At 61.5% G+C, this 19,390-nt stretch carries 21 protein-coding genes; 5 read left to right on the forward strand and 16 right to left on the reverse strand.

Annotated elements, in window-relative coordinates:
• Positions 1–38 precede the first annotated feature (38 nt).
• Positions 39–1,469 (forward strand): MFS transporter, encoded by a 1,431-nt coding sequence (locus P0M12_RS03060; protein ID WP_054188751.1) that lies wholly within the window; start codon positions 39–41, stop codon positions 1,467–1,469.
• Between the two features lie 235 nt (positions 1,470–1,704).
• Positions 1,705–2,205, forward strand: coding sequence for a nuclear transport factor 2 family protein (locus P0M12_RS03065; protein ID WP_007726289.1), 501 nt, complete (start codon positions 1,705–1,707; stop codon positions 2,203–2,205).
• On the opposite strand, the gene P0M12_RS03070 is transcribed toward P0M12_RS03065, so the two are convergent.
• On the reverse strand, positions 2,192–2,974 hold the full coding sequence (locus P0M12_RS03070) for a DUF1906 domain-containing protein (RefSeq protein WP_030536231.1): 783 nt from the start codon (positions 2,972–2,974) through the stop codon (positions 2,192–2,194). The genes P0M12_RS03065 and P0M12_RS03070 overlap by 14 nt on opposite strands.
• 876 nt (positions 2,975–3,850) lie before the next feature.
• Here P0M12_RS03070 and P0M12_RS03075 point away from each other — a divergent pair.
• Positions 3,851–4,081, forward strand: a complete 231-nt coding sequence (locus P0M12_RS03075; RefSeq protein ID WP_054801329.1) for a hypothetical protein — start codon at positions 3,851–3,853, stop codon at positions 4,079–4,081.
• Here the strand turns inward: P0M12_RS03075 and P0M12_RS03080 are convergent.
• The 8 genes from P0M12_RS03080 to P0M12_RS03115 all read right to left on the reverse strand — a co-directional run bounded on the left by P0M12_RS03080 (position 4,069) and on the right by P0M12_RS03115 (position 11,414).
• Positions 4,069–5,010, reverse strand: coding sequence for an antibiotic biosynthesis monooxygenase (locus P0M12_RS03080; RefSeq protein WP_083059870.1), 942 nt, complete (start codon positions 5,008–5,010; stop codon positions 4,069–4,071). The two genes, P0M12_RS03075 and P0M12_RS03080, sit on opposite strands and share 13 nt — an antisense overlap.
• 1 nt (position 5,011) lies before the next feature.
• Positions 5,012–6,412 (reverse strand): amidohydrolase family protein, encoded by a 1,401-nt coding sequence (locus P0M12_RS03085; RefSeq protein WP_166502500.1) that lies wholly within the window; start codon positions 6,410–6,412, stop codon positions 5,012–5,014.
• Positions 6,413–6,481: 69 nt separating this feature from the next.
• Positions 6,482–7,180 carry a CPBP family intramembrane glutamic endopeptidase gene (locus P0M12_RS03090; protein WP_020908494.1) on the reverse strand — a complete coding sequence of 233 codons (699 nt, stop codon included), beginning with the start codon at positions 7,178–7,180 and terminating at the stop codon, positions 6,482–6,484.
• A gap of 168 nt (positions 7,181–7,348) precedes the next feature.
• Entirely contained in the window at positions 7,349–8,332 is a 984-nt protein-coding gene (locus P0M12_RS03095) for an iron-siderophore ABC transporter substrate-binding protein (protein ID WP_346772263.1), read from the reverse strand.
• Between the two features lie 88 nt (positions 8,333–8,420).
• Positions 8,421–8,900, reverse strand: a complete 480-nt coding sequence (locus P0M12_RS03100) for a VOC family protein (RefSeq protein ID WP_003945229.1) — start codon at positions 8,898–8,900, stop codon at positions 8,421–8,423.
• 85 nt (positions 8,901–8,985) lie between these two features.
• Positions 8,986–9,972, reverse strand: a complete 987-nt coding sequence (locus P0M12_RS03105; RefSeq protein ID WP_277377437.1) for an alpha/beta hydrolase family protein — start codon at positions 9,970–9,972, stop codon at positions 8,986–8,988.
• Positions 9,969–10,973 (reverse strand): alpha/beta hydrolase family protein, encoded by a 1,005-nt coding sequence (locus tag P0M12_RS03110; protein ID WP_277377438.1) that lies wholly within the window; start codon positions 10,971–10,973, stop codon positions 9,969–9,971. Before P0M12_RS03110 ends, P0M12_RS03105 begins: the two co-directional genes overlap by 4 nt.
• 315 nt (positions 10,974–11,288) lie before the next feature.
• Positions 11,289–11,414, reverse strand: coding sequence for a hypothetical protein (locus P0M12_RS03115; protein ID WP_019744544.1), 126 nt, complete (start codon positions 11,412–11,414; stop codon positions 11,289–11,291).
• 271 nt (positions 11,415–11,685) lie between these two features.
• On the opposite strand from P0M12_RS03115, the gene P0M12_RS03120 reads away from it, so the two are divergent.
• Together P0M12_RS03120 and P0M12_RS03125 are read left to right on the forward strand one after the other, a co-directional pair.
• On the forward strand, positions 11,686–12,807 hold the full coding sequence (locus P0M12_RS03120) for a winged helix DNA-binding domain-containing protein (RefSeq protein ID WP_277377439.1): 1,122 nt from the start codon (positions 11,686–11,688) through the stop codon (positions 12,805–12,807).
• A 114-nt stretch (positions 12,808–12,921) separates the two neighbouring features.
• Positions 12,922–14,619, forward strand: a complete 1,698-nt coding sequence (locus P0M12_RS03125) for a fumarate hydratase (RefSeq protein ID WP_007726313.1) — start codon at positions 12,922–12,924, stop codon at positions 14,617–14,619.
• Between the two features lie 60 nt (positions 14,620–14,679).
• Here P0M12_RS03125 and P0M12_RS03130 read toward each other — a convergent pair whose 3' ends face one another.
• The 7 genes from P0M12_RS03130 to P0M12_RS03160 all read right to left on the reverse strand — a co-directional run bounded on the left by P0M12_RS03130 (position 14,680) and on the right by P0M12_RS03160 (position 19,334).
• On the reverse strand, positions 14,680–15,030 hold the full coding sequence (locus tag P0M12_RS03130; protein WP_277377440.1) for a hypothetical protein: 351 nt from the start codon (positions 15,028–15,030) through the stop codon (positions 14,680–14,682).
• Between the two features lie 52 nt (positions 15,031–15,082).
• Positions 15,083–15,646 carry a mismatch-specific DNA-glycosylase gene (locus P0M12_RS03135; protein ID WP_064075346.1) on the reverse strand — a complete coding sequence of 188 codons (564 nt, stop codon included), beginning with the start codon at positions 15,644–15,646 and terminating at the stop codon, positions 15,083–15,085.
• A 20-nt stretch (positions 15,647–15,666) separates the two neighbouring features.
• Positions 15,667–16,995 carry a WS/DGAT domain-containing protein gene (locus P0M12_RS03140; protein WP_277377441.1) on the reverse strand — a complete coding sequence of 443 codons (1,329 nt, stop codon included), beginning with the start codon at positions 16,993–16,995 and terminating at the stop codon, positions 15,667–15,669.
• 32 nt (positions 16,996–17,027) lie between these two features.
• Positions 17,028–17,504 carry an SRPBCC family protein gene (locus P0M12_RS03145; protein WP_007726321.1) on the reverse strand — a complete coding sequence of 159 codons (477 nt, stop codon included), beginning with the start codon at positions 17,502–17,504 and terminating at the stop codon, positions 17,028–17,030.
• A 75-nt stretch (positions 17,505–17,579) separates the two neighbouring features.
• Entirely contained in the window at positions 17,580–17,945 is a 366-nt protein-coding gene (locus P0M12_RS03150) for a VOC family protein (RefSeq protein ID WP_047270327.1), read from the reverse strand.
• The gene (locus P0M12_RS03155; RefSeq protein WP_003945275.1) at positions 17,942–18,328 is read right to left on the reverse strand and encodes a phage holin family protein; all 387 of its coding nucleotides are present in this window, start codon (positions 18,326–18,328) and stop codon (positions 17,942–17,944) included. Before P0M12_RS03155 ends, P0M12_RS03150 begins: the two co-directional genes overlap by 4 nt.
• Before the next feature lie 40 nt (positions 18,329–18,368).
• A complete protein-coding gene (locus P0M12_RS03160) occupies positions 18,369–19,334 on the reverse strand; it encodes an L-lactate dehydrogenase (protein WP_047270326.1) in 966 nt (321 codons plus the stop codon).
• Positions 19,335–19,390: the final 56 nt, after the last annotated feature.

Genomic DNA, 19,390 nt, shown 5'->3' on the forward strand with positions numbered 1-19,390 from the left:
CGAACGCACCAATCAGAACACGCCATGGCGGGAGCCGCATGTCCGTTCACGCAGGGTCGTCCAATGTCGACGAGAAAATCCCCGACACGAACTACGCATCCTCGGGTCCAGTGCTCACCGTTCTAGGACTGTGCGGAATCGTCGTCGCCTTGATGCAGACGCTGGTAGTCCCCATCATTCCGCAATTGCCGCACCTGTTGAACTCCACTCCCGCCGACACCTCGTGGGCGGTCACCGCAACACTCCTCGCCGCCGCGGTGATCACGCCGATCAGCGGGCGCCTCGGCGACATGTTCGGCAAGAAACGAATGCTGCTGGTCAGTCTCGCGATGGTCGTTCTGGGCTCGGCCATCTGCGCGATCGCACCTTCACTGATCGTGCTCGTTGTCGGCCGTGCACTTCAAGGAGCATCGGTCGGGGCAATTCCATTGGGCATAGCCATCATTCGTGACGTTCTTCCACCGAAGAAAGTGGCCGGCGCGATGGCGGTCATGAGCGCCACCCTCGGCGTCGGCGGTGCGATCGGACTGCCGATCGCCGCGGTGATCGCCCAGAATGCCAACTGGCACTTCCTCTTCGTCACATCGGCAGCGTTCGGGCTGATCTGCATCGCACTGGTTGCGTTCGTCATTCCCGAATCGACCGTACGACGCCCGGGACGTTTCGACTTCGTCGGTGCGCTCGGCCTCACCGTTGGTCTGATCACCCTGTTACTCCCCATCACCAAGGGCGGAACCTGGGGATGGGGCGACGCGAAAACCCTGGGGCTCCTTGCGGTTTCCGCGCTCAGCTTCCTGGTGTGGGGATGGTGGGAACTTCGACGCAACGCACCGCTGGTGGACCTCCGCGTATCGGCCCGGCCGCAAGTTCTCTTCACCAACTTCGCGTCGATCGCCGTCGGTTTTGCCATGTACGGCAATTCCCTGACGCTCCCCCAACTGCTCATGGCACCGACGTCCACCGGTTACGGACTCGGACTGTCCATGGTTGCAGCGGGGCTCGCACTGGCCCCCGGCGGACTCGTCATGATGGCGCTCTCGCCCGTCTCCGCTCGAATTTCGGCTTGGCGCGGCCCGCGAATCACGTTGATGCTCGGCGCCCTCGTCATCGGATTGGGTTACGCCTTCGCATATTTCACGGTGTCGAGCGTCTGGCAGGTCGCCGTGGCCGGAATGTTCATCGGAGCGGGCGTCGGGCTCTCGTACTCGGCCATGCCGGCCTTGATCATGGGCGCAGTCCCCATCACGGAATCTGCAGCCGCGAACGGACTGAACTCACTGATGCGATCGATCGGCACGTCGACGTCTGCCGCGATCGTGAGCGTCGTCCTGGCCGGAATGACCATCACCGTCGGCACCGCAGTGATCCCCTCGTTCGAGGCGTTTCGTGCCACGTTCCTGATCTCCATCGCCGCCGCCGTCGTGACGATGGTGTTCGCCGGGTTGATTCCCAAACAGAAAGTCTCGTAAGGGAATCAACCCGGCGGAGGACTCACTTCTCCGAAGAGCCTTCGATGCTGCCCGTCTGCAACTTCGACAGAAGTGTGTAGATGAAATTGATGATGATATCCACGTGGTGCCCTCTCACATAACGGGTCCCCGACCCGACAACGACGGTACCGCAGAACTCTTCTCCATCGAATCGCCGACAATCAATTCTGCAACGTGTTCTAATTTGAGGCGACGACTACCCGAGGAGCCTTTCATGACCTGGACACGCACCGAACTCGAAGACGCCTTCGCGGGTTACCAGAACACCGTTGTCGAGTGCACTCGTTCCGGCGATTGGAACGCCTTCGCGGACATGTTCACCGAGGACGTCGTCTACGTGGAACACGCTTTCGGCACCCTCAATGGCCGAGAGGCCGTACGCAAGTGGGTTACTCGCACGATGACGGAGTTCCCGGGGCACCGCATGACCGAATTCCCGGCCAACTGGTTCGTGGTCGACGAGCAGCGCGGATGGATCGTGTGCGAGATCGACAACCCGATGGAGGATCCGGGTGACGGATCCAAGCACGGAGCCGCCAACATCACGATCCTGCACTACGCCGGCAACGGACTGTGGTCTCGCGAAGAAGACGCCTACAACCCGATGAACTTCCTGTCGATGGCAAAAGCATGGTGCCTCGCCGCGGAAGCGGCGGGCACCCTCCCCGACGACGCCAAGGCCTGGCTCGCCAAATTCGGCGCTATGGTGCGATAGATCCTGTCGGCAACGAGGATCCGACCGGCTGGGCCGGACCGACCGCACCGGCCAACGACCACTGCCCGTAGTCCCGAGTGAGGATCGAGTTCAGATCCACGCCGACGCCGTCGACCTTGCGCTTGTCGATCTCGAACTGATGCAGGTTTGCCCGCGGGTGCACATACCCTGCGGGCGAGCCCCAGTTGTGCTGCCAGAACCAGGTTCCGACGCCGGCACTGATCATTGCGTCGATCACGCGAGTGTTTCCGTAGACGCCGAGCGCTCCGTTGCCGACAACCGAGGCCCACCCCTCGAGGTACGGCGTGATCAGCGTAGTGATTTCAGTAGTGGTCGGGTTGTCGTCGATCGACGCGTAGATCGGCCGACCGGACGGCCCACCAGCCGCCGCATGTAGTTCGAGGCCACGGGCAGCATGACGCTTGCCCGCTTCGCGGGCCCCGCGCCAGTCCGCCGTTCCGCCCTTGCCGAATTGATAGCAAGAAACGACTTGAAGTCCGGCCGCGGTCAACGCGTCGGTTTCCCGCGCCAGTACGGGCTTGCCGACCATCCAATCGGCGCCCGGGCGCCTGTCCGAGACGTATCGAATGGCGCCCGCATACCCGGCGGCCTTTATCGCCTGAGCGGACGGCACACCGGCGGCGTAATCGAGCAGGGTCCCGAGCGAACCGGCATTGGCCACCGACGTCGTACCGCTCAATGCAGCGAGTCCGGCAGCCGCCGATCCAGCCGCTGCGTACTTGAAGAGGTTTCTTCGCGAGACGTGCACAAAGCTCCGATCATCGGCGTGTCCCGCTCGAAGTGGCGGGCAGGCAAGCTATCTTCTTTCGCTCGCATTCCACCACAGTCACATCAACCCCGCCATGCACTTGGTCAACAATGCTCACATTGTCACCAAATTGGACGCCTGACAGACAACAGTGGCCCCCGAAGGCATCGCCTTCGGGGGCCACTGAGTCGGCCTAGCGGCCGGAAGCTATCAGCTGAGCGAGGTGAAGAAGCTCAGAGCGCTGAAGAGATCAGACGCGTTGCTGAAGAAGTCGTTGAGGAAGGTGAAGGCATCCGAGAATTCTGCGCTGCTCATGCGATGTGCTCCTGTCGAAGATACGGTCCAGAGGATTGCCGCCACGTGAGTGGCTGCTGGCGATAAGAGTAGAGGCCTTCCGTTACTTCCGCGACACCAAATGTGTCCGGGACGTTACATTTCGACCCCTTCGGGGCGCGGACATACACACAGGTAACACCCACCGGCAGTGATCAAACTGTCACCTAAGGACGATTTATTGACGTATTCCGAACATCATTCCCGATAGCAGCTACCGAGCAGCATCAAACCTGTAGGCCGACCACAAGATTGGCAAGCCTTACTTAACAGGATGGGTGTTGCTCCCGATAGAGGGCGTACCAGCAGATTGGCCAAATCCCCCGCGGCAATGTAGCCACGCGAGCTTAGTGCGGGCGCAAACATTCAGCCACAGTTCGAGTTAGCGAGATCTTTACGCCGAAAACGACCGGCCCGACGGCCCGCGGGACCATACCTATCGGTCATCATGGTGACGCTATTCACACTGATTTGAGGAACTCCCGGCACCGATAACAACCGGATCTCGACACCGATTGGACGTTCGAGGGCACAGTGGAGTTCATGAACCTCACAAAGAAGAAGTCCTGGAGTGAGCTGTCACCCGCGCAACGCCGCGTCGTCGCCGTGCTCGCAACGATTCAGTCCCTGTTGGCGATCGCCGCGTGGACAGACCTGGCGCGACGCCCTGCCGATACGGTCAACGGCAGCAAGAAGAAGTGGGCGGCGATCATCTTCGTCAACTTCTTCGGGCCACTCACCTACTTCCGCCGAGGCCGGATTCAGTCGAAGTAGTCCCAGAACTGCAGCCACTTCACCGACGCGAAGAGCGTCAGAGTCACTGCGTACACCGCAATTACCGCCGCGACGCCGCGCCAGTTGGTGCGGGGAACGGCGCCGTCGACCGGGTCCAGCCAATGACGGAACCATCTCGTGACCGTCGGCATCAGGAACCACGTCATGGCGCCGACGCTGACTATCTGGCTCAACCACATCGACAGCCACGGCGGCGCTCCGATCCCGTCGAGCAACGGCCCGAGAAACCTCGACAGCGTCATCACCGTCGGATAGAGGACGAGCAGGATGATCATCGCCGTCTTCCAATTCGGCGTCGCGCGAGTCTGCCCGTTCTCCGTACGCAGAATGGTGCCGAACGGTGTCGACCGCGTGGTCTCGGTGAAGTCCTCGGCCAACTCGGCCCGCAGTTTCGGTAGTGCTGCGGCCCTCTCGGGCGACGCCATCCACACCGCCAACTGCTGCTCTGTCCGAAACCGAAGGACGGACTTCCACTGGGTGGAGTCGGTGACCGACCGCATCAACATCACCGACTCGTAGCCGGAGAATCGCGAACTGAGATCGATGAGGTGTCGTTGCGTTCGCAGAAACTCGTTCTCCTTACCCACGACGACGGCGTGGTCGTACACACCGATACCGGGCGGCGGCAGCACGCCGTCGATCAGAACGAGATCACTCGTCTGCGCCAGAATTCCCGTTGCAGCAGCTGATCTTTCGAGATCGCGGCGATCAGTCGACTCCAGCCAACGATGAAGATCGTCGGCACTGTCGAACGTGACGGACACGCCGTGCGACACCGGTTCCGGTTGATCACTGATGCCACAGCTCAGGTAGCCGTCGAATCGACCGGCGGTCTCGGCCGCACGCTCGACCCACGCCCGGAATCCCGAACTCGTTCGGTGGTACCCGGTGATGGCAGTTGCGGACACGTCAGCCCGATATCCGGCGCCCTTGCACGTACACGTGCGCAATCGCGGGCTCGCGCATCGCCATCAGGAGCCCGAAGAGCGTCTGGTCGCGGGCGAGTATCGGATCATCCGAACGCGTTCCGTAGTTGACGAGCCCGGCGAGCGGCGGCCACCCGGACGGATCGATCACCAGGAAGTCGGCCTCTTTGCCCTCGTCGAAGTTGCCGATCCGGTTCTCCATGTCCAGCGCGCGAGCACCGGCGAGTGTTCCGGTGAACAGCAGTTCGGCAGGGTGCATCGACACTCCGTCGTCGCCGGCTTCGGAGATGTGAACCTTGAAGGCGTCGCCGAGGACTCGGGTGAGCAGGCACTCGTCGCCGCCACCGAAGTCCGATCCGATCGCGATGTTGACCCCTGACGCAACGGTTCGTTTCCACGGCATGGTGCCGGAGCCGAGAAACTGCTGGGAAGTAGGGCAATGTGCGATCGAGGTTCCGGTCTCGGCCATTCGTGCGAGTTCGGAGTCCTGGCAGTGCACCGAGTGCGCGAGTATCGCGCGTGGACCCAGGAAGCTCTTTCCGCCGACCTGTGAGCCGGGGAGGAACTTGCCGTCGTACGTGTCGAGATAGGTCTCGACCTCGTACTCGGCGAGTGTGGTCGCCACCTCGCCGGTTCCGGGCCGATTGTTCTCGTTGAGATGACTGTGGAAGTAGACGCCCCGGTCACGGACGGAGTCGTACAACTCCCCCAAGTCCTTCAGCGTCCGTGTTGTCACCGCGAGAGAGAAGCGGGGAACCACTGCGACGTGAATGAGCGCAGTGTTCACGTCGCCGGTGTCGGCCGCGTGCCACTTGTCGATCTCCTCGCGGGTGAGTCTGATCGCGTCCTCTTCCGAGGTGATCAGCGCGGCAGCGGAGGCCGGGCCGGTGGTCTGAATCCCACGTCCGCTGACCACTCGAAGGCCGCGTTTCAGAGTTTCCGAGAACAGGGCGTCCTGCGCGTGCGGGAAGGCCGATCCGAACACCATCGCGGCCGTGGTTCCCGTGGCGACTCGGCGAGCGCAGAAGGCCTCGGCAGCGTGCTGGGCGAATTCCGGATCAGCGAATCTCGATTCGGAGGGAAAGACGCACAGGTCGAGCCACTCGAGGAGTTGGCCGCCGCCGTAGGCGTCGCCGGCGTAGGTCTGCGGGAAATGAATGTGTGCATCGACGAATCCGGGCAGCAGGAAACCCGGTCGGTGGTCGTGGGTTTCAGCGCCTTCGAGACCGCTCGGGAGTGATTCGAATTCTCCGCAGTAGACGATCGTTCCGGCATCGTCGATCGCCAAGACGCCGTCAGGGATCGAGACGAGCGACTGCGCCGCATCCTCTACCGTCGGACGACCGGAGATGTGGAAGACATGGCCTCGATGAAGGTGCGTCACTTACTGAGCAAAGCACAAAACTACCCGGCGCCGCGCGGCGAATGCTGTCCTTTTAGTCAGATATTGGGATCAAGCAAGAGTTGCATGCCAAACAAGAGCCGCAGCCAGCGCACCTGCACCGTTCAACGACCAATGCAGAGCAATCGGCGCAATGAGGCTGCCGCTGCGATGACGAAGCCAGGTGAATACGAGACCGGCCGCAGCGGTGGCGAGAACAGCTCCGAGGATGCCGGCGACCTGGCCGACGACTCCGGTACCGAGAAAGCCGGACAGCCCTTCGTTACCGCTGGTCAAACCCATCGACGACGCGATGTGCCACAGTCCGAACATCAGAGAACCGGCAGCGGCGACGCCGCGGAATCCACTGACCCGGTTCAACGTGCCGTGCAGGACGCCACGGAAAGCCAACTCTTCGGGAATGACGGTCTGCAGCGGGATCACGATCATCGACGCGATGATCGCGCCGGAAATAGTGGCGTAGCGATCCGCCATGAAGAAAGGACGTGTGAGCGGAAGCAGAGCGCCGACGGCGACAACGGTCAGGACCAGGCCGACGGCAGCAAGCGCGTACTTCGAACCTCGCCGCAGGTCACGAGGGGACAGCCCCAATTCCGCCCAACCCATTCCCCGGCGCTTGGTGAGCGCCAACAGGACGAGAGCAGAGATGGGTACCGTCGCGATGCTTGCCCAGGCGGTGGTGAAATGCGCGATCAGATTGGTTCCCACCAGCACCACGATCACAACAGCGATATCCACGTATGCATGCATCCGCGGAAAACGAGGAGCGGTCGCTTCGATCTCCACTGGACCGATCTCCACTGGGCCGCCGCTCGTTAGCTGAAAGTTCACTTTTTCCAGTGTACTGACGCACGAGAACTGCCCGCCACTGTTTGCGAACACGCTCACAGTGACGGGCAGGTCCCGAAGCACCTCTGATCAGGCGCCGAGCGTGCTCGCAAACTTCGGAACGGCGTTGTCGATCGCGTAGGTCAACCCCGGTACCGAGCCACTCGAGAACGCATTGACGAGTGCCGGGTCATCGAGGATCAACAGATGTCCCTCCTGGGCCGACGGGATTGCGCGCAGCAGCGGATCGTTCGCAAACGCACTGCTGTCGAGGAAGATCGGAAACAGAACCGTGAGATCCGCGTCGAACAAGTTCAGGTTCTCGTTGGCGACCGGGATGTAGAAGTTTCCGGTGGCTTTTTCGGTGATCGCCGTCGGGATCGTGAAGCCGAGGCGGGTCATGAAGTCTGCGCGTGCGTCGCCGGGTACGTAGGCGCCGTAGCCGTCGGAACTGTAGGCGCCGACCGCCGCGGTCTTGCCCGCGAAGTTCGGATTGGCGGCAATCGCGGCCTCGAACTTGGCGTCGAGGCCGTCGAGTAGCGCCTTGCCTTCCGATTCTTTGCCGAGTGCCTTGGCGACGAGTTCGGTCTGCTGCTCGACCGTCGTCCCGTAGGCCGTGGCGAGACCCGGCGGCGGCCCGACCGTCGGTGCGATGGCACTGAGCGTGTCGTAGGTGGCCTGCGTGTTGTCGCTTCGCGTCCACAGAATGAGGTCCGGTTCGAGCGCGATGACGTCTTCGACGCTCAAGTCCATCGTTCCGAGGATCTTCGGGTCCGTGGTGAACTCGTCCGCAATCCACGGTCCGACGCCCTTGCCGCCGAACGCCATCCAGTCCGCGACGCCCACTGGTTGAGTGCCCAGAGCGAGTGCCGTCTCGGCATCCGACCAACCGAGCGCCACGACGCGCTGCGGGTCGGCCGGGACTTCGACGTCGCCGAACATCGTCGAAATGGTTGCGCCCGCCTCTGCCGGTGCGTCAGCACTGTCGCTACTGCAACCGGCAAGTCCGGCGACGGCGAGCGAGGCCGCCAAGGCGGTGACTGCAATCTTCATTCGAGAGACTTTGATTCGCATGGTTACCAGCACTCCTCCAACGCTCAGCGAGAATTAGGGAAGGCTAGCATCAGCTAACGAAGGCTGTCGCCCATCGGCCAGATCGTGTTCAGGACGCGTCTGCGGCCCGTTCGAGCTCCGCGATATCGATCTTCTTCATCTTCATCATCGCGTCCGTGGCGCGTTGCGCCTTGGCCCGATCCGGATCCTTCATCAGTTCGAGAAGGCGATTCGGGACTACCTGCCAGGACAATCCGAACTTGTCCTTGGCCCATCCGCACGGGCCCTCTTCCCCACCCTCGGTCAGCCTGGACCAGTAATGATCGACCTCAGCCTGATCGACGCACGGAATCTCGAAAGACACTGCTTCCGAGAACGTGAACATCGGCCCGCCGTTCAATCCGGTGAATCGCTGACCGTCGAGCTCGAAGCTGACGGTCATCACCGATCCCGCCGGCATTCCGGAAGGCGATCCCTCGACGTACCTTTCGATTCCCAGGATCTGCCCGGAACCGAACACCGAGATGTAGAAGTTCGCTGCTTCTTCTGCTTGGTTGTCGAACCACAAACAGGGAGTGATGGAAGGCATGTTCTGTCCTTGTCGACGAGGTTACGAAACAGGTGTACAGGGTTATAGACCCGGCCCGAAGCGGAAACTCATCGCAAGGAATTACTCAAGCCGACAACGCAGAGTCGAGCATCGGCCAGGAACGAACGAGTTCGTCGCGCCAGTACGGCCAACCGTGCGTCCCCACCGGTTGAGCGCTGCGGGTGACATCGACTCCGCGATCGCGCAACACCTGCGTGATCTGGTCGGTGCACAGGTTCGATCCCAGTTCCATGACCCCGCCAACGACCAATACCCGGCCCAGGGCAGGAGTATCGAGAGTTTCGTGCGGACCTGGTAGTCCCGATCCCGAGGCGAGATACACCTTGGTGCCGCGCAGCTTGTCGGCATTGGCGAAGATGTCGTGCTCTTGCCAAGCCTCACTGCCGGCCGGACCCCACATCTGCTCCGAACGGGCATTTCCGTTGATCACCACAAGATCGGTCAACGCCTTGCCGAATCCCCCGACAGTTGTGTAGCAGCCGCTGTAGCCCGCGACCGCGTCGTACAACCCGGCCGAGCGTTGGGCCAGGATCAGCGCGGCTTCTGCACCCATCGAGATCCCGCCGATTGCGTTGTGCCCGTTGGTGGCGAACCTCGTGTCGATCAGTGGGGGAAGCTCTTTCGTCAGGAATGTCTCCCACTTCAGACGACCGAATTTCGGGTGGTCTTCCTGCCAATCGGTGTACATGGTGCCGGTTCCACCGATGGGGAGTACGACGTTCACATTCTTGTCGGCAAAGAACGGGACGATATCGCCGTTAGCCGGGGCCAACCAGTTGTTCTCTTCGATCTGCCCGGAATTGCCGTCCAGGAGATACAGCGTCCCGCGCGGTTCCGAGCGGTCGGCAGGAAGCAGCACTTTCACCACCATGGTGCGCCCCATGGCGGGACTCGCGACGTCGAGAAGCACCAAGCGCGAAGACAGTTCGGTGACACTCGTTATCTGCGGAGTCTCGTCGGCGAGTGCGGTCGACGGCAGCGCAAGAAGTGAAGTCAGGGCGAGCGCGCCGACGAGAACAACGCTTCGAAGGCTCGCTCGACGGGAACTCACAGGCCGAGCGACGCGGCGATCATCGGCCACGAGTCGTGTAAGTCGTCTTCCCAGTATCCCCATGAATGCGTTCCTGCCGGCTTGAAGTTGTAGCGAATGTTGTTCATACCCAATGCGTTCGTCTTGTCCGCAAGCTGGGTGGTGCAGTAGTGAGTTGCCGCCTCGATTCCGCCACCGAGAACAAGCTGCAACGCCAAATCTGTGACGTCGTTGCCGATCCGCGGATCGGCAAGTGTGTCGTACGGACCCGGAAGTCCGGTTGCGGTTGTGATGTACATCGGGATTCGAGGTAGCTTGTCCGCGTTGACAACCGGATCGTGAGCCGGCCAACCCGGACCATCGTACGGACCCCACATGTTTTCCGCGTCACCCCCACCGACGGCGACCACGAGTTTCACGAAGTCCTGCCCGATGCCCGGACTCGTCATCGCGCACCCGCTGAAGGACCCGACACTGTTGTACAGCGCGGGCGCCGCCATAGCCAGATCCAGTACCGACGTGCCTGCCATCGACAGGCCTGCCAGTGCGTTCTCGCCGGTCGTCCCGAATGTCGAATCAATGACTGGCGGTAGTTCTTCCGTCAGGAACGTGGTCCACATGTTGACCCCGTTGTTGTTGCCGGATTTCGCGAGGCCGGGGTCCGGCCGCTCCCAATCGGTGTAATAGCTGAATGCTCCACCGAGAGGGGTGACCACGTTGACGTGCTTGTCCGCGAAGAACTTCGGTGCGTCGGTCCGCACCGACCACGTCGCGTCGTCTTTTCCTCCGTCTACTCCGTTGAGTAGGTAGAGCGTCGGAGCAGGCGTCGAAGTATCAGCCGGCCGCAAGACCTGCAACGGAATGTCGCGCCCCATCGACTGTGAGTACACCGAGATGTCGACCAGCCTGCTGTCCGCCGACTGAGCGTGACCCGGTGCGGTGAGGAGCTGGAGCCCACACACTGCCGTGGCCAACGCCACGAAGACACGGAAAACCGTTCGTAACGCACGAGTCTCGATCATCCGGGTCACTCTCTTCGGCAGCGGAACCTTTCGAACGGTACCGCCTGAAACAGGCAAACCCGACGTGATCGGAAATACTCGATCCGGTCGACACGGAAAGGCTCACGCACCGAGTGCGTGAGCCTTTCTCGTCAGACGACGCTTACTTGGGCGTAACCGTGCCGCCGCTGAGCGTGGTCAGTGCGTCGACGAGACGCTGACCGAGGTTGTTGACGCTTCCGATGGCTTCACCGAGAGATCCCATGAGTTTCCTCCTGCAGTTTGTCGAAATTGAAGTAACTACACCCGGAGCGGGCGTGGCAATGTCGCGCTGAATTAGGGGGTGGGGTCCTTGGAGATGGTCTCTACCGATCCCATGAAGGTCTTGAGCAGACCGTCAGCGCTGAACAGTGATCCCAGGCCCTGAACAACAGCGCCGAGAATTCCTTCCATTGAACCCATGTGAATCTCCTTGAGAGGTCAGAGGACAGCTGCCAAAAGCACCCGACAGTGCTGTGACAGCTGCGTCACATCTGTAATGTATCCGTGACGTGGGTAACAGTAATCATACGAACGACCAGTTGGCAAAGGATTCCGACAATGGGGTCATTATTTCGACTAATAAGGTCTGCTACTGAAAAAATTCCGGCCAATCGGTCGAATTTGACCAATTCTGTCGCCGCATTGATCAACCGCCCCAAATCCTGCGGTTACCCACCAGTAAACTGAAATCATGTCTAGCGCAACCTCACTCACGCAGGTAGCTAATTTCCGGTGGCACCGCCATCAACTCGACCGAGCGGTTGTCGGTGACGCCGATCACAGCGATTGCAGCATTCTCGATCTCGGGATTCAGAACACCGGACCTGACGGAGCCGCCTGGGCCCTGCGGATCCGCGGCGTCCGCGTCGACGCCACTGAGCTCGCTCTTGCCTGGACGTTGCGCGGAGCCCCCCACTATTACCGTCGGGGCGACCTGCCTGCCGTCGCCGCCGCCACGTCGCCGTTCAGCGAAGCCGATGCAGCCAAGCGCATTTACGACGCGAATCGGCCCCTGAAGGCCGCCGGCATCCCGACGCTGACTGCCCTGCAAACAGTTGCTGCTGCGATGCGGGACATCGTCTCGAAACCAACCGTCAAGGGCGAGATGTCCGCGCAGTTGACCAACCGAGTGACCGAGCCCTATCTGAGATTCTGCCGCCCGTGCAACGCCACTCACCTGTACGAGATGCCGTTCCGGCTCGCGGCACTGCAGGCAGGCCTCGAGCTACAGCCGGACACATCTCCCCCAGTGCTCGAACGCATTCCGGGTTGGCGCCGACGCCCATTCAGCGCCACGGGCGCAGACGCAGATTCCCGCTTCGACGTGATCCGGGGTTATCTGCGGTTCTACGGCCCCGCGACTCCTGCTCACGTCGCGTCGTTTCTCGATGCTCCGGTCAGGGACGTCAAAGCCCACTGGCCAGTCGATGCCGAGGAGATCGAGGTGAACGGCGAGAAGCGGTGGATTCTCGAACAGGACCGCGAAGACTTGTTCGGCTCCCCCACCGATTCGAGAACGCGCTTGCTCGGGCCTTTCGATCCGTATGTACAGCTCAAGGATCGGGAGACCCTGGTTCCCGATCCGACCGCCCAGAAGACGGTGTGGCCGACCCTCGGGCGACCGGGCACGGTGGTGGTCGGTGGCACGATCACCGGATTGTGGCGACCACGAGCATCCGGAAAGAAGCTGAAGGTCGCGATCACCCCGTGGGGAACGTGGTCACGATCGGCCCGCGCAGCAGTGGCCCAGCAGGCCGAAATACTTGCCGAATTTCGCGGCGTCGAGCTCTCCGAACTGGTCGAAGTATCTTGATCGAGCCAGTGGCATCCGGATAATTCCAGCTCACCCCCGCCCCGATTCGGAGAAGGAAACCCCCAACGATAACCTGAATGCGACCTTCGCACGCACCCTTGTTCAGGAGAGATGATGGCCGACTTCCTCTATGAGGACCTGTTGCCGATCGGTGATGACACCACCGAGTACCGATTGCTCACCACCGAAGGGGTGTCGACAGTCGAGGGACCGGACGGCCGCACCTTCCTGCAGGTCGAGCCGGAAGCGATGCGCTTGCTGACCGAAACGGCGCTGCACGACATCTCTCATTACCTGCGCACGGATCACCTGACGCAGCTCGCGAGCATCCTCGACGATCCCGAAGCGTCGAACAACGACAAGTTCGTCGCGCTCGATCTGCTCAAGAACGCCAATATCGCCGCTGCCGGCGTTCTGCCGATGTGCCAGGACACCGGAACCGCCATCGTCATGGGCAAGCGTGGACAGCATGTGCTCACCCCCGGCGACGACGAGAAGTCCATTGCCCGCGGTGTCTACGACGCCTACACGCGTCTGAACCTGCGCTACTCGCAGAACGCCCCCATCACGATGTGGGACGAGAAGAACACTGGCAACAACTTGCCCGCGCAGATCGAGCTGTACGCCGATACTGCTGCCGGACATGAGAACTCGTACAAGTTCCTCTTCATGGCCAAGGGCGGCGGAAGCGCCAACAAGTCCTACCTGTACCAGGAAACCAAAGCGATCCTGAACCCCGACTCGATGATGCAGTTCCTCGAGGCGAAGATCCGCTCACTCGGCACCGCGGCCTGCCCGCCGTACCACCTCGCGATCGTCGTCGGCGGTACCTCGGCCGAGTTCGCGATGAAGACGGCCAAGTACGCGTCCGCGCACTACCTCGACGAATTGCCCACCGAAGGCGCCATCACGGGCCGCGGCTTCCGCGATCACGAACTCGAGAAGAAGGTCTTCGAGCTCACGCAGAAGATCGGCATCGGCGCACAGTTCGGCGGTAAGTACTTCTGCCACGACGTCCGCGTCGTTCGACTCCCCCGCCACGGCGCTTCGTTGCCCGTCGCCATTGCGGTGTCCTGCTCGGCAGATCGACAGGCGAAGGCCAAGATCACCCCGGAGGGCGTGTTCCTGGAACAGCTCGAATTCAACCCGGGCCGTTTCCTGCCCGAGGTCACGGACGCTCAGCTCGACGAAGAGACGGATGGCATTTCGGGTACCGGCAAGGGCGCTGCGGTCAAGATCGATCTGACCAAGCCGATGTCGGAGATCCTGGCCGAGCTCTCCAAGCACCCGGTGAAGACTCGTCTCTCATTGACCGGTCCGCTCGTCGTGGCACGCGACATCGCGCACGCCAAGATCAAGGAACGCCTCGACGCAGGCGAAGAGATGCCGCAGTATCTCAAGGATCACCCGGTGTACTACGCCGGCCCCGCCAAGACGCCCGACGGCATGGCGTCCGGTTCGTTCGGCCCGACCACGGCCGGCCGTATGGACTCGTACGTCGAGCAGTTCCAGGCCGCCGGTGGCTCGATGATCATGCTGGCCAAGGGAAACCGCTCCAAGCAGGTCACCGACGCCTGCAACTCGCACGGCGGTTTCTACCTCGGGTCGATCGGTGGACCGGCCGCTCGCCTGGCGCTCGACTGCATCAAGAAGGTCGACATCCTCGAGTACGCCGAACTGGGAATGGAAGCCGTCTGGAAGATCGACGTCGAGGACTTCCCCGCCTTCATCGTCGTCGACGACAAGGGCAACGACTTCTTTGCGCACACCGGTGAAGTGACCCTGACGATCGGCAAGCGTCCGGGTCTGTAGACACGTCAACAGCAAAGAGCCCCGGCGAGTTTCGATCGCCGGGGCTCTTTTGTGTCTTTGTCAGGTCCAGAGCGCGGCCACGAAGACGGTCACGATCGACAAACCGCCGACGACGTGTACCAGATTCGGATTGGGCTCGCCCTTCTTCTGCTTCGCCCGGGTGATCTCGGCAAGCGCCACGATGACCAGCGAAAGCACCAGCTTCACAGCGATCTTCGCGTGAATGTAGTTCTTGTCCAGGGCGCCTTCGCCCAACCCGACGATGATCAGGCCGGACACGAACTGCATCCTGGCACCCCACACCATGACCTCGGTGATCGAAGGAGCCTTGAGGACGGAGAAGTAGCTACCGACCAGGGCAGCCATGCCGAGTAGGTGAATCACTACAAAGACGTTGTATAGAACAGACATACAAGCACTTTAACTTGTACCTTGTTCTGGCCGAACGGAACTGCGACTTCTCTCAGAGAATTCCGGCTTCGGATGCGGCGGAACGATACTTCGCTGCCAAGGTGTCCACCGTCTCGTGTGCGTTGAGGCCGCTGGGATTGGGCACGATCCAGAGTTTTGTCCCCTCGAAATCACGGTCCTGACGCCCAGCCTTCGCCTTCTTGTCACCGAAAGCTGTTCGATAGGCGGTGATTCCGGCGAAGGCAACGACTACTGGATTGGTTGCGCGCACGATGTTTCGGACCCGAACTCCGCCAGTTGCGAGTTCCTCCGACGTCAATTCATCGGCGCGCGCAGTTGCCCGCACCGCCAAATTGGTGATGCCCACTCCCCGATCGATCAGATGCTGTGTGTCAGCGTCCGACATACCCGCGGAAGGATCGATCGCATGCTCGATTATGCCTGCCCGCAGCAGTGCCGGATAGAACCGATTACCCGGTCTGGCGAAATGCGCGCCGGTCGCCGCCGTCCACAGTCCCGGGTTGATACCGACGAACAACAGCCGGCAATCCGGCCCGATCAGATCCTCGATCTCGGCGTCTCGGAACGATTCCAGTTCGGCGCGCGTGAATCCCATGCAGCCAGTACATCAGGCCGTCACGACAGCGCTTCGCGCACCTCGTCGATCGCGTCGTGCATCATCTGCTCGTACACATCGATGTCCGGAATCGAGGCCGGACTGCTGGTGATGCTGATCGTCACAGTGTCCCCGATCCCGTGTACGCCGTGGGTCAACGACATGACCGGCGACAAACTCGGGACGCCCGCTGTGAACCGAACGACGCCGCCTCCGAGCACCAGATCCGCGTCACCGCGCGCGACACTCGACACCACGGTGTTTCCAGTGACATCGTCGGGTACTGCCGTGAAATCGTATTGCTGCACGCCCCAACGGACCAGCGGGCCGGGAACCGCGTTCAGCGCGAGATCCGACGCTGCGCTGGATGGATGGGACGCACGTGCGCGACGCTCGTCCATCGACTCCTTGATCAGTTGGGCTCGCTCACGAAGATCATCGACTTCCGGGAACAGACCGACACCTGCATTGCGGAAGTGATTGCGCGCCGTGGGTGTACCTGCCTTGGCGATGGTCACCTCAGCTCCCAATTCGGGCGGTACCGAGCCGTCTCGCTCGGTGAGGTAGTTCGCCATCGCTACCGAGATGGCTGTCATCGCTCCGACTGTGACGGATACGCCGTCGCCACGGAAATCGGCGCTGTCCCGCACGACCATGCGCACCAGTCGGTGCGGTCCGGGAGGGATGTTCGAGCGCACCTTCGGACGGCTCGCCGCCTGCGGCGCAACAACTCCCGATTCGGTGTCCGCCTGCAGCTGTAACTGCGCGCGGTGCCCCGCCCGGCCGTCGCGGAACAGCGAAACGAGTTGGCCCGGAAGGCGCAGGGCGGCGCGGCCCAGAATCTCGGCTGATCCGCTACGCCGCACGTCCGTCTTCTGCTTCGCGGGCGGTTGCGGCGAGAACAGTTGGCGAGCAATCGCCGACGCGCGTTTGCCGTCCGCCAGAGAATGAGCGACCTGCAGAACTGCGATCAGCGCCGGGCCACTGCAGCGCGGCACGCCGGTGACGCCGTGAAACAGGTGCAGCGTCCACGGGGACTCGCGCGGGTCGATGTGGTTCTCGAGTAGTTTCTCGATTCCGTGAATGCACGAGAGCCACGAGTTTTCGGGCAGCTCATGCACTCTCACCAAGGAGGCGTCGACCGGCATGGGCTCCCACACTGGATAGTCGAGGTGCCACGGCGATTCACGAATCCGAACATTGAGATCCGGAATGAGCGACGCTCTTTCCACCGCCGAGCGTCGTAGCTCGTCCATGTGCTGGCTCTGCCCGTCGAAACAGTAGAGCAGCAGCTGATCGTTCGGGATCTTCTCCGAAATCCAGAAGGTTTGGGCATCGGTGGGCGTCATCCGTAACACCGGGAGACGGTACCACCGGCTTGTCAGCTCTTTTCTGCAGCAGCTTTCAGCTGGGACAGGCCCTTCTCGAAATCCTTTCCGACAAGCTTGTCCATGCTGAAGATGAAACCGAAGATCTTGAAGAACAGATTCTTCTTTCCGGTCATCTTCCACGTCACCTGAACTTCACCGGAATTCGGCGAGATGAGAAACGTGGTGACGTTCTGCGCCTTGAACGGCTTGAGGAAGGCCAGGTCCAAAACTACTCGTTCATTCGGGACGGATTCGGTGATCACCATCGAACCGGAGCCCGCCTTCTTGTTTCCCGCCCAGGCGTACGAAGCCCCGACGCCCGCGTCAGGCCCCGCGTACGTCCGCTGCATCGCCGGGTCGAGACCTTCCCACGGCGACCACTGAGTCCACTGATGGAAATCGTTGATCAACGCGAAGACGACCGGTGCTTCTGCCTTGACGATCGTCGTACGTTCTACCAGGAATTCGTTGGAATTCTGCGAAGCCATCGTCGATCTCCAATTCTCGGGCGTGACAAGTGTTCGGAATTATCCACGGTCGACGAGATCGGAGCGAGTCGACACTCAGTCCCGCAGGCACAGGCAGAAATAGTGACCGACCGGGTCGCGGTACACGCGGAAAGTCTGATGCTCCGGAATGTCGGTCACCCGCTGCGCACCCAGGCTGATCACCCAAGCCTCGGCGGGGTCGAGAGAATCCACGAACAGATCCAGATGGATCCCGACACCGGAGGTCGGCCAGTCCACCGGAACGAAATCCGGAGCGAGCTGAAATGCGAGCCGCCCCCCGCCGGGCCCTTCGATCACGTGCCAATCATCCTCGTCGCGAACACTTTTCCACTCGAGGACCTGGACGTAGAAGTTGGCCAATGCAGCCGGATCCGGGCAGTCCAGGACTGTGTAGTCCATGCCGATGTTCGGGCGCGTCACTGTGCCTTCTTCTCCTGAACTTTCTTACGCACGAACAACAACGGAAGAACCAACGTCGCAACGGCGGTTACAAGCCACACGACGACGGTTCCCAGAATCCACGTCGAGACACCGGAGATCGACAGATTGGAGAAGAGCGACGCCACCAACAGCGCGACAAATGTCGACACCAATCCGATTCCGCCGAGAAATGCCGGTGCATGGCGCTTTGCCACCGTGGCGATGAACGGCGCCAGGACCGACTGCGCAATCGCAAAGATCACGACCGCAACGATGAATCCGGATGTGGGCGCCGAGAAGCCCGAAAGAATCAACGACGCAACTAGAAGCCCGACAGCGGCAGAACCCAGGAAGATCGCGGCGCGAATCAGGAAGCTGATCATTTGTTGATCCTATATGTCGGATATCAAGGAGAACAGATATTCACAATCCCAGGGATTCCTGCACCTCTCGCAATGTCCGGGCAGAAGATCGGAGCCCCGAAGCCTCCATTTTCGATAGCGGCACTTCGAGGACTCGGCCGGCACCAGCACGACCAACCATCGTGGGAAGGGACAGGCAAACGTGCTCGAGTCCGTGGACGCCGCTCTGCAAAGTCGACACCGGCAGAACCCGTTGTTCGTCCCGCAACACGACTTCCGCGATGAATGCGCTCGACAATCCGATGGCGAGGTTGGTCGCACCCTTACCCTCGATGATCTCGTAAGCACTCTCGACTACAGACTTCGCTACTTTCGCGCGTAGGTCGGGGCCGAGGACGCCACCCGACGGTCCCACGAACGAGGTTGCCGGCACTCCGCCGATGGTTGCGCTCGACCAGAGCGGAATCTCGGAATCCCCATGCTCGCCCACTATGAAGGCATGAACGTTCTCCACCGCGACTCCGAGTTCGGTAGCCAGCAGGAATCGCAATCGGGCCGTGTCCAGCACGGTCCCAGATCCGAAAATTCGGCCGCGGTACGACGGTCCCGCAGCCTGGATCGCTGCGTAGGTCGCCACGTCGACCGGGTTGGTGACGAAGAGAAGGACCGCGTCCGGTGACACCGCCAACAGTTGTTCGGTCAGTGTCTGCGCGATCTTGACGTTCACCGCGGCAAGTTCGAGCCGCGACTGACCGGGATGCTGTTTGGCGCCCGCGGTGACGACGACCAAGTCGGATCCCGCGGTGACCGAGATGTCATCGCCTCCGTCGACAGTGCACGGCGGTGTGAACTGGGTGCCGTGGTTGAGATCGAGAACTTCGGCCCGGACCTTTGCGCTGTTGGTGTCGTAGAGGGCGAGCGCGTCGGCCGATCCGCGTATCAGGCACGCATACGCAATTGCGGTGCCGACACTTCCCGCACCGACAACGGACACTTTTCGTCTGGATGAACGATTCGGCGTCGTCATGGGTAAATGGTGCTCGCTCGATAACGATTTCGCAGTACAACGGATTGCCAGTCTCT

The sequence above is a fragment of the Rhodococcus sp. RCBS9 genome, from assembly GCF_029457415.1.
Taxonomy (GTDB): Bacteria; Actinomycetota; Actinomycetes; order Mycobacteriales; family Mycobacteriaceae; genus Rhodococcus_F; species Rhodococcus_F qingshengii.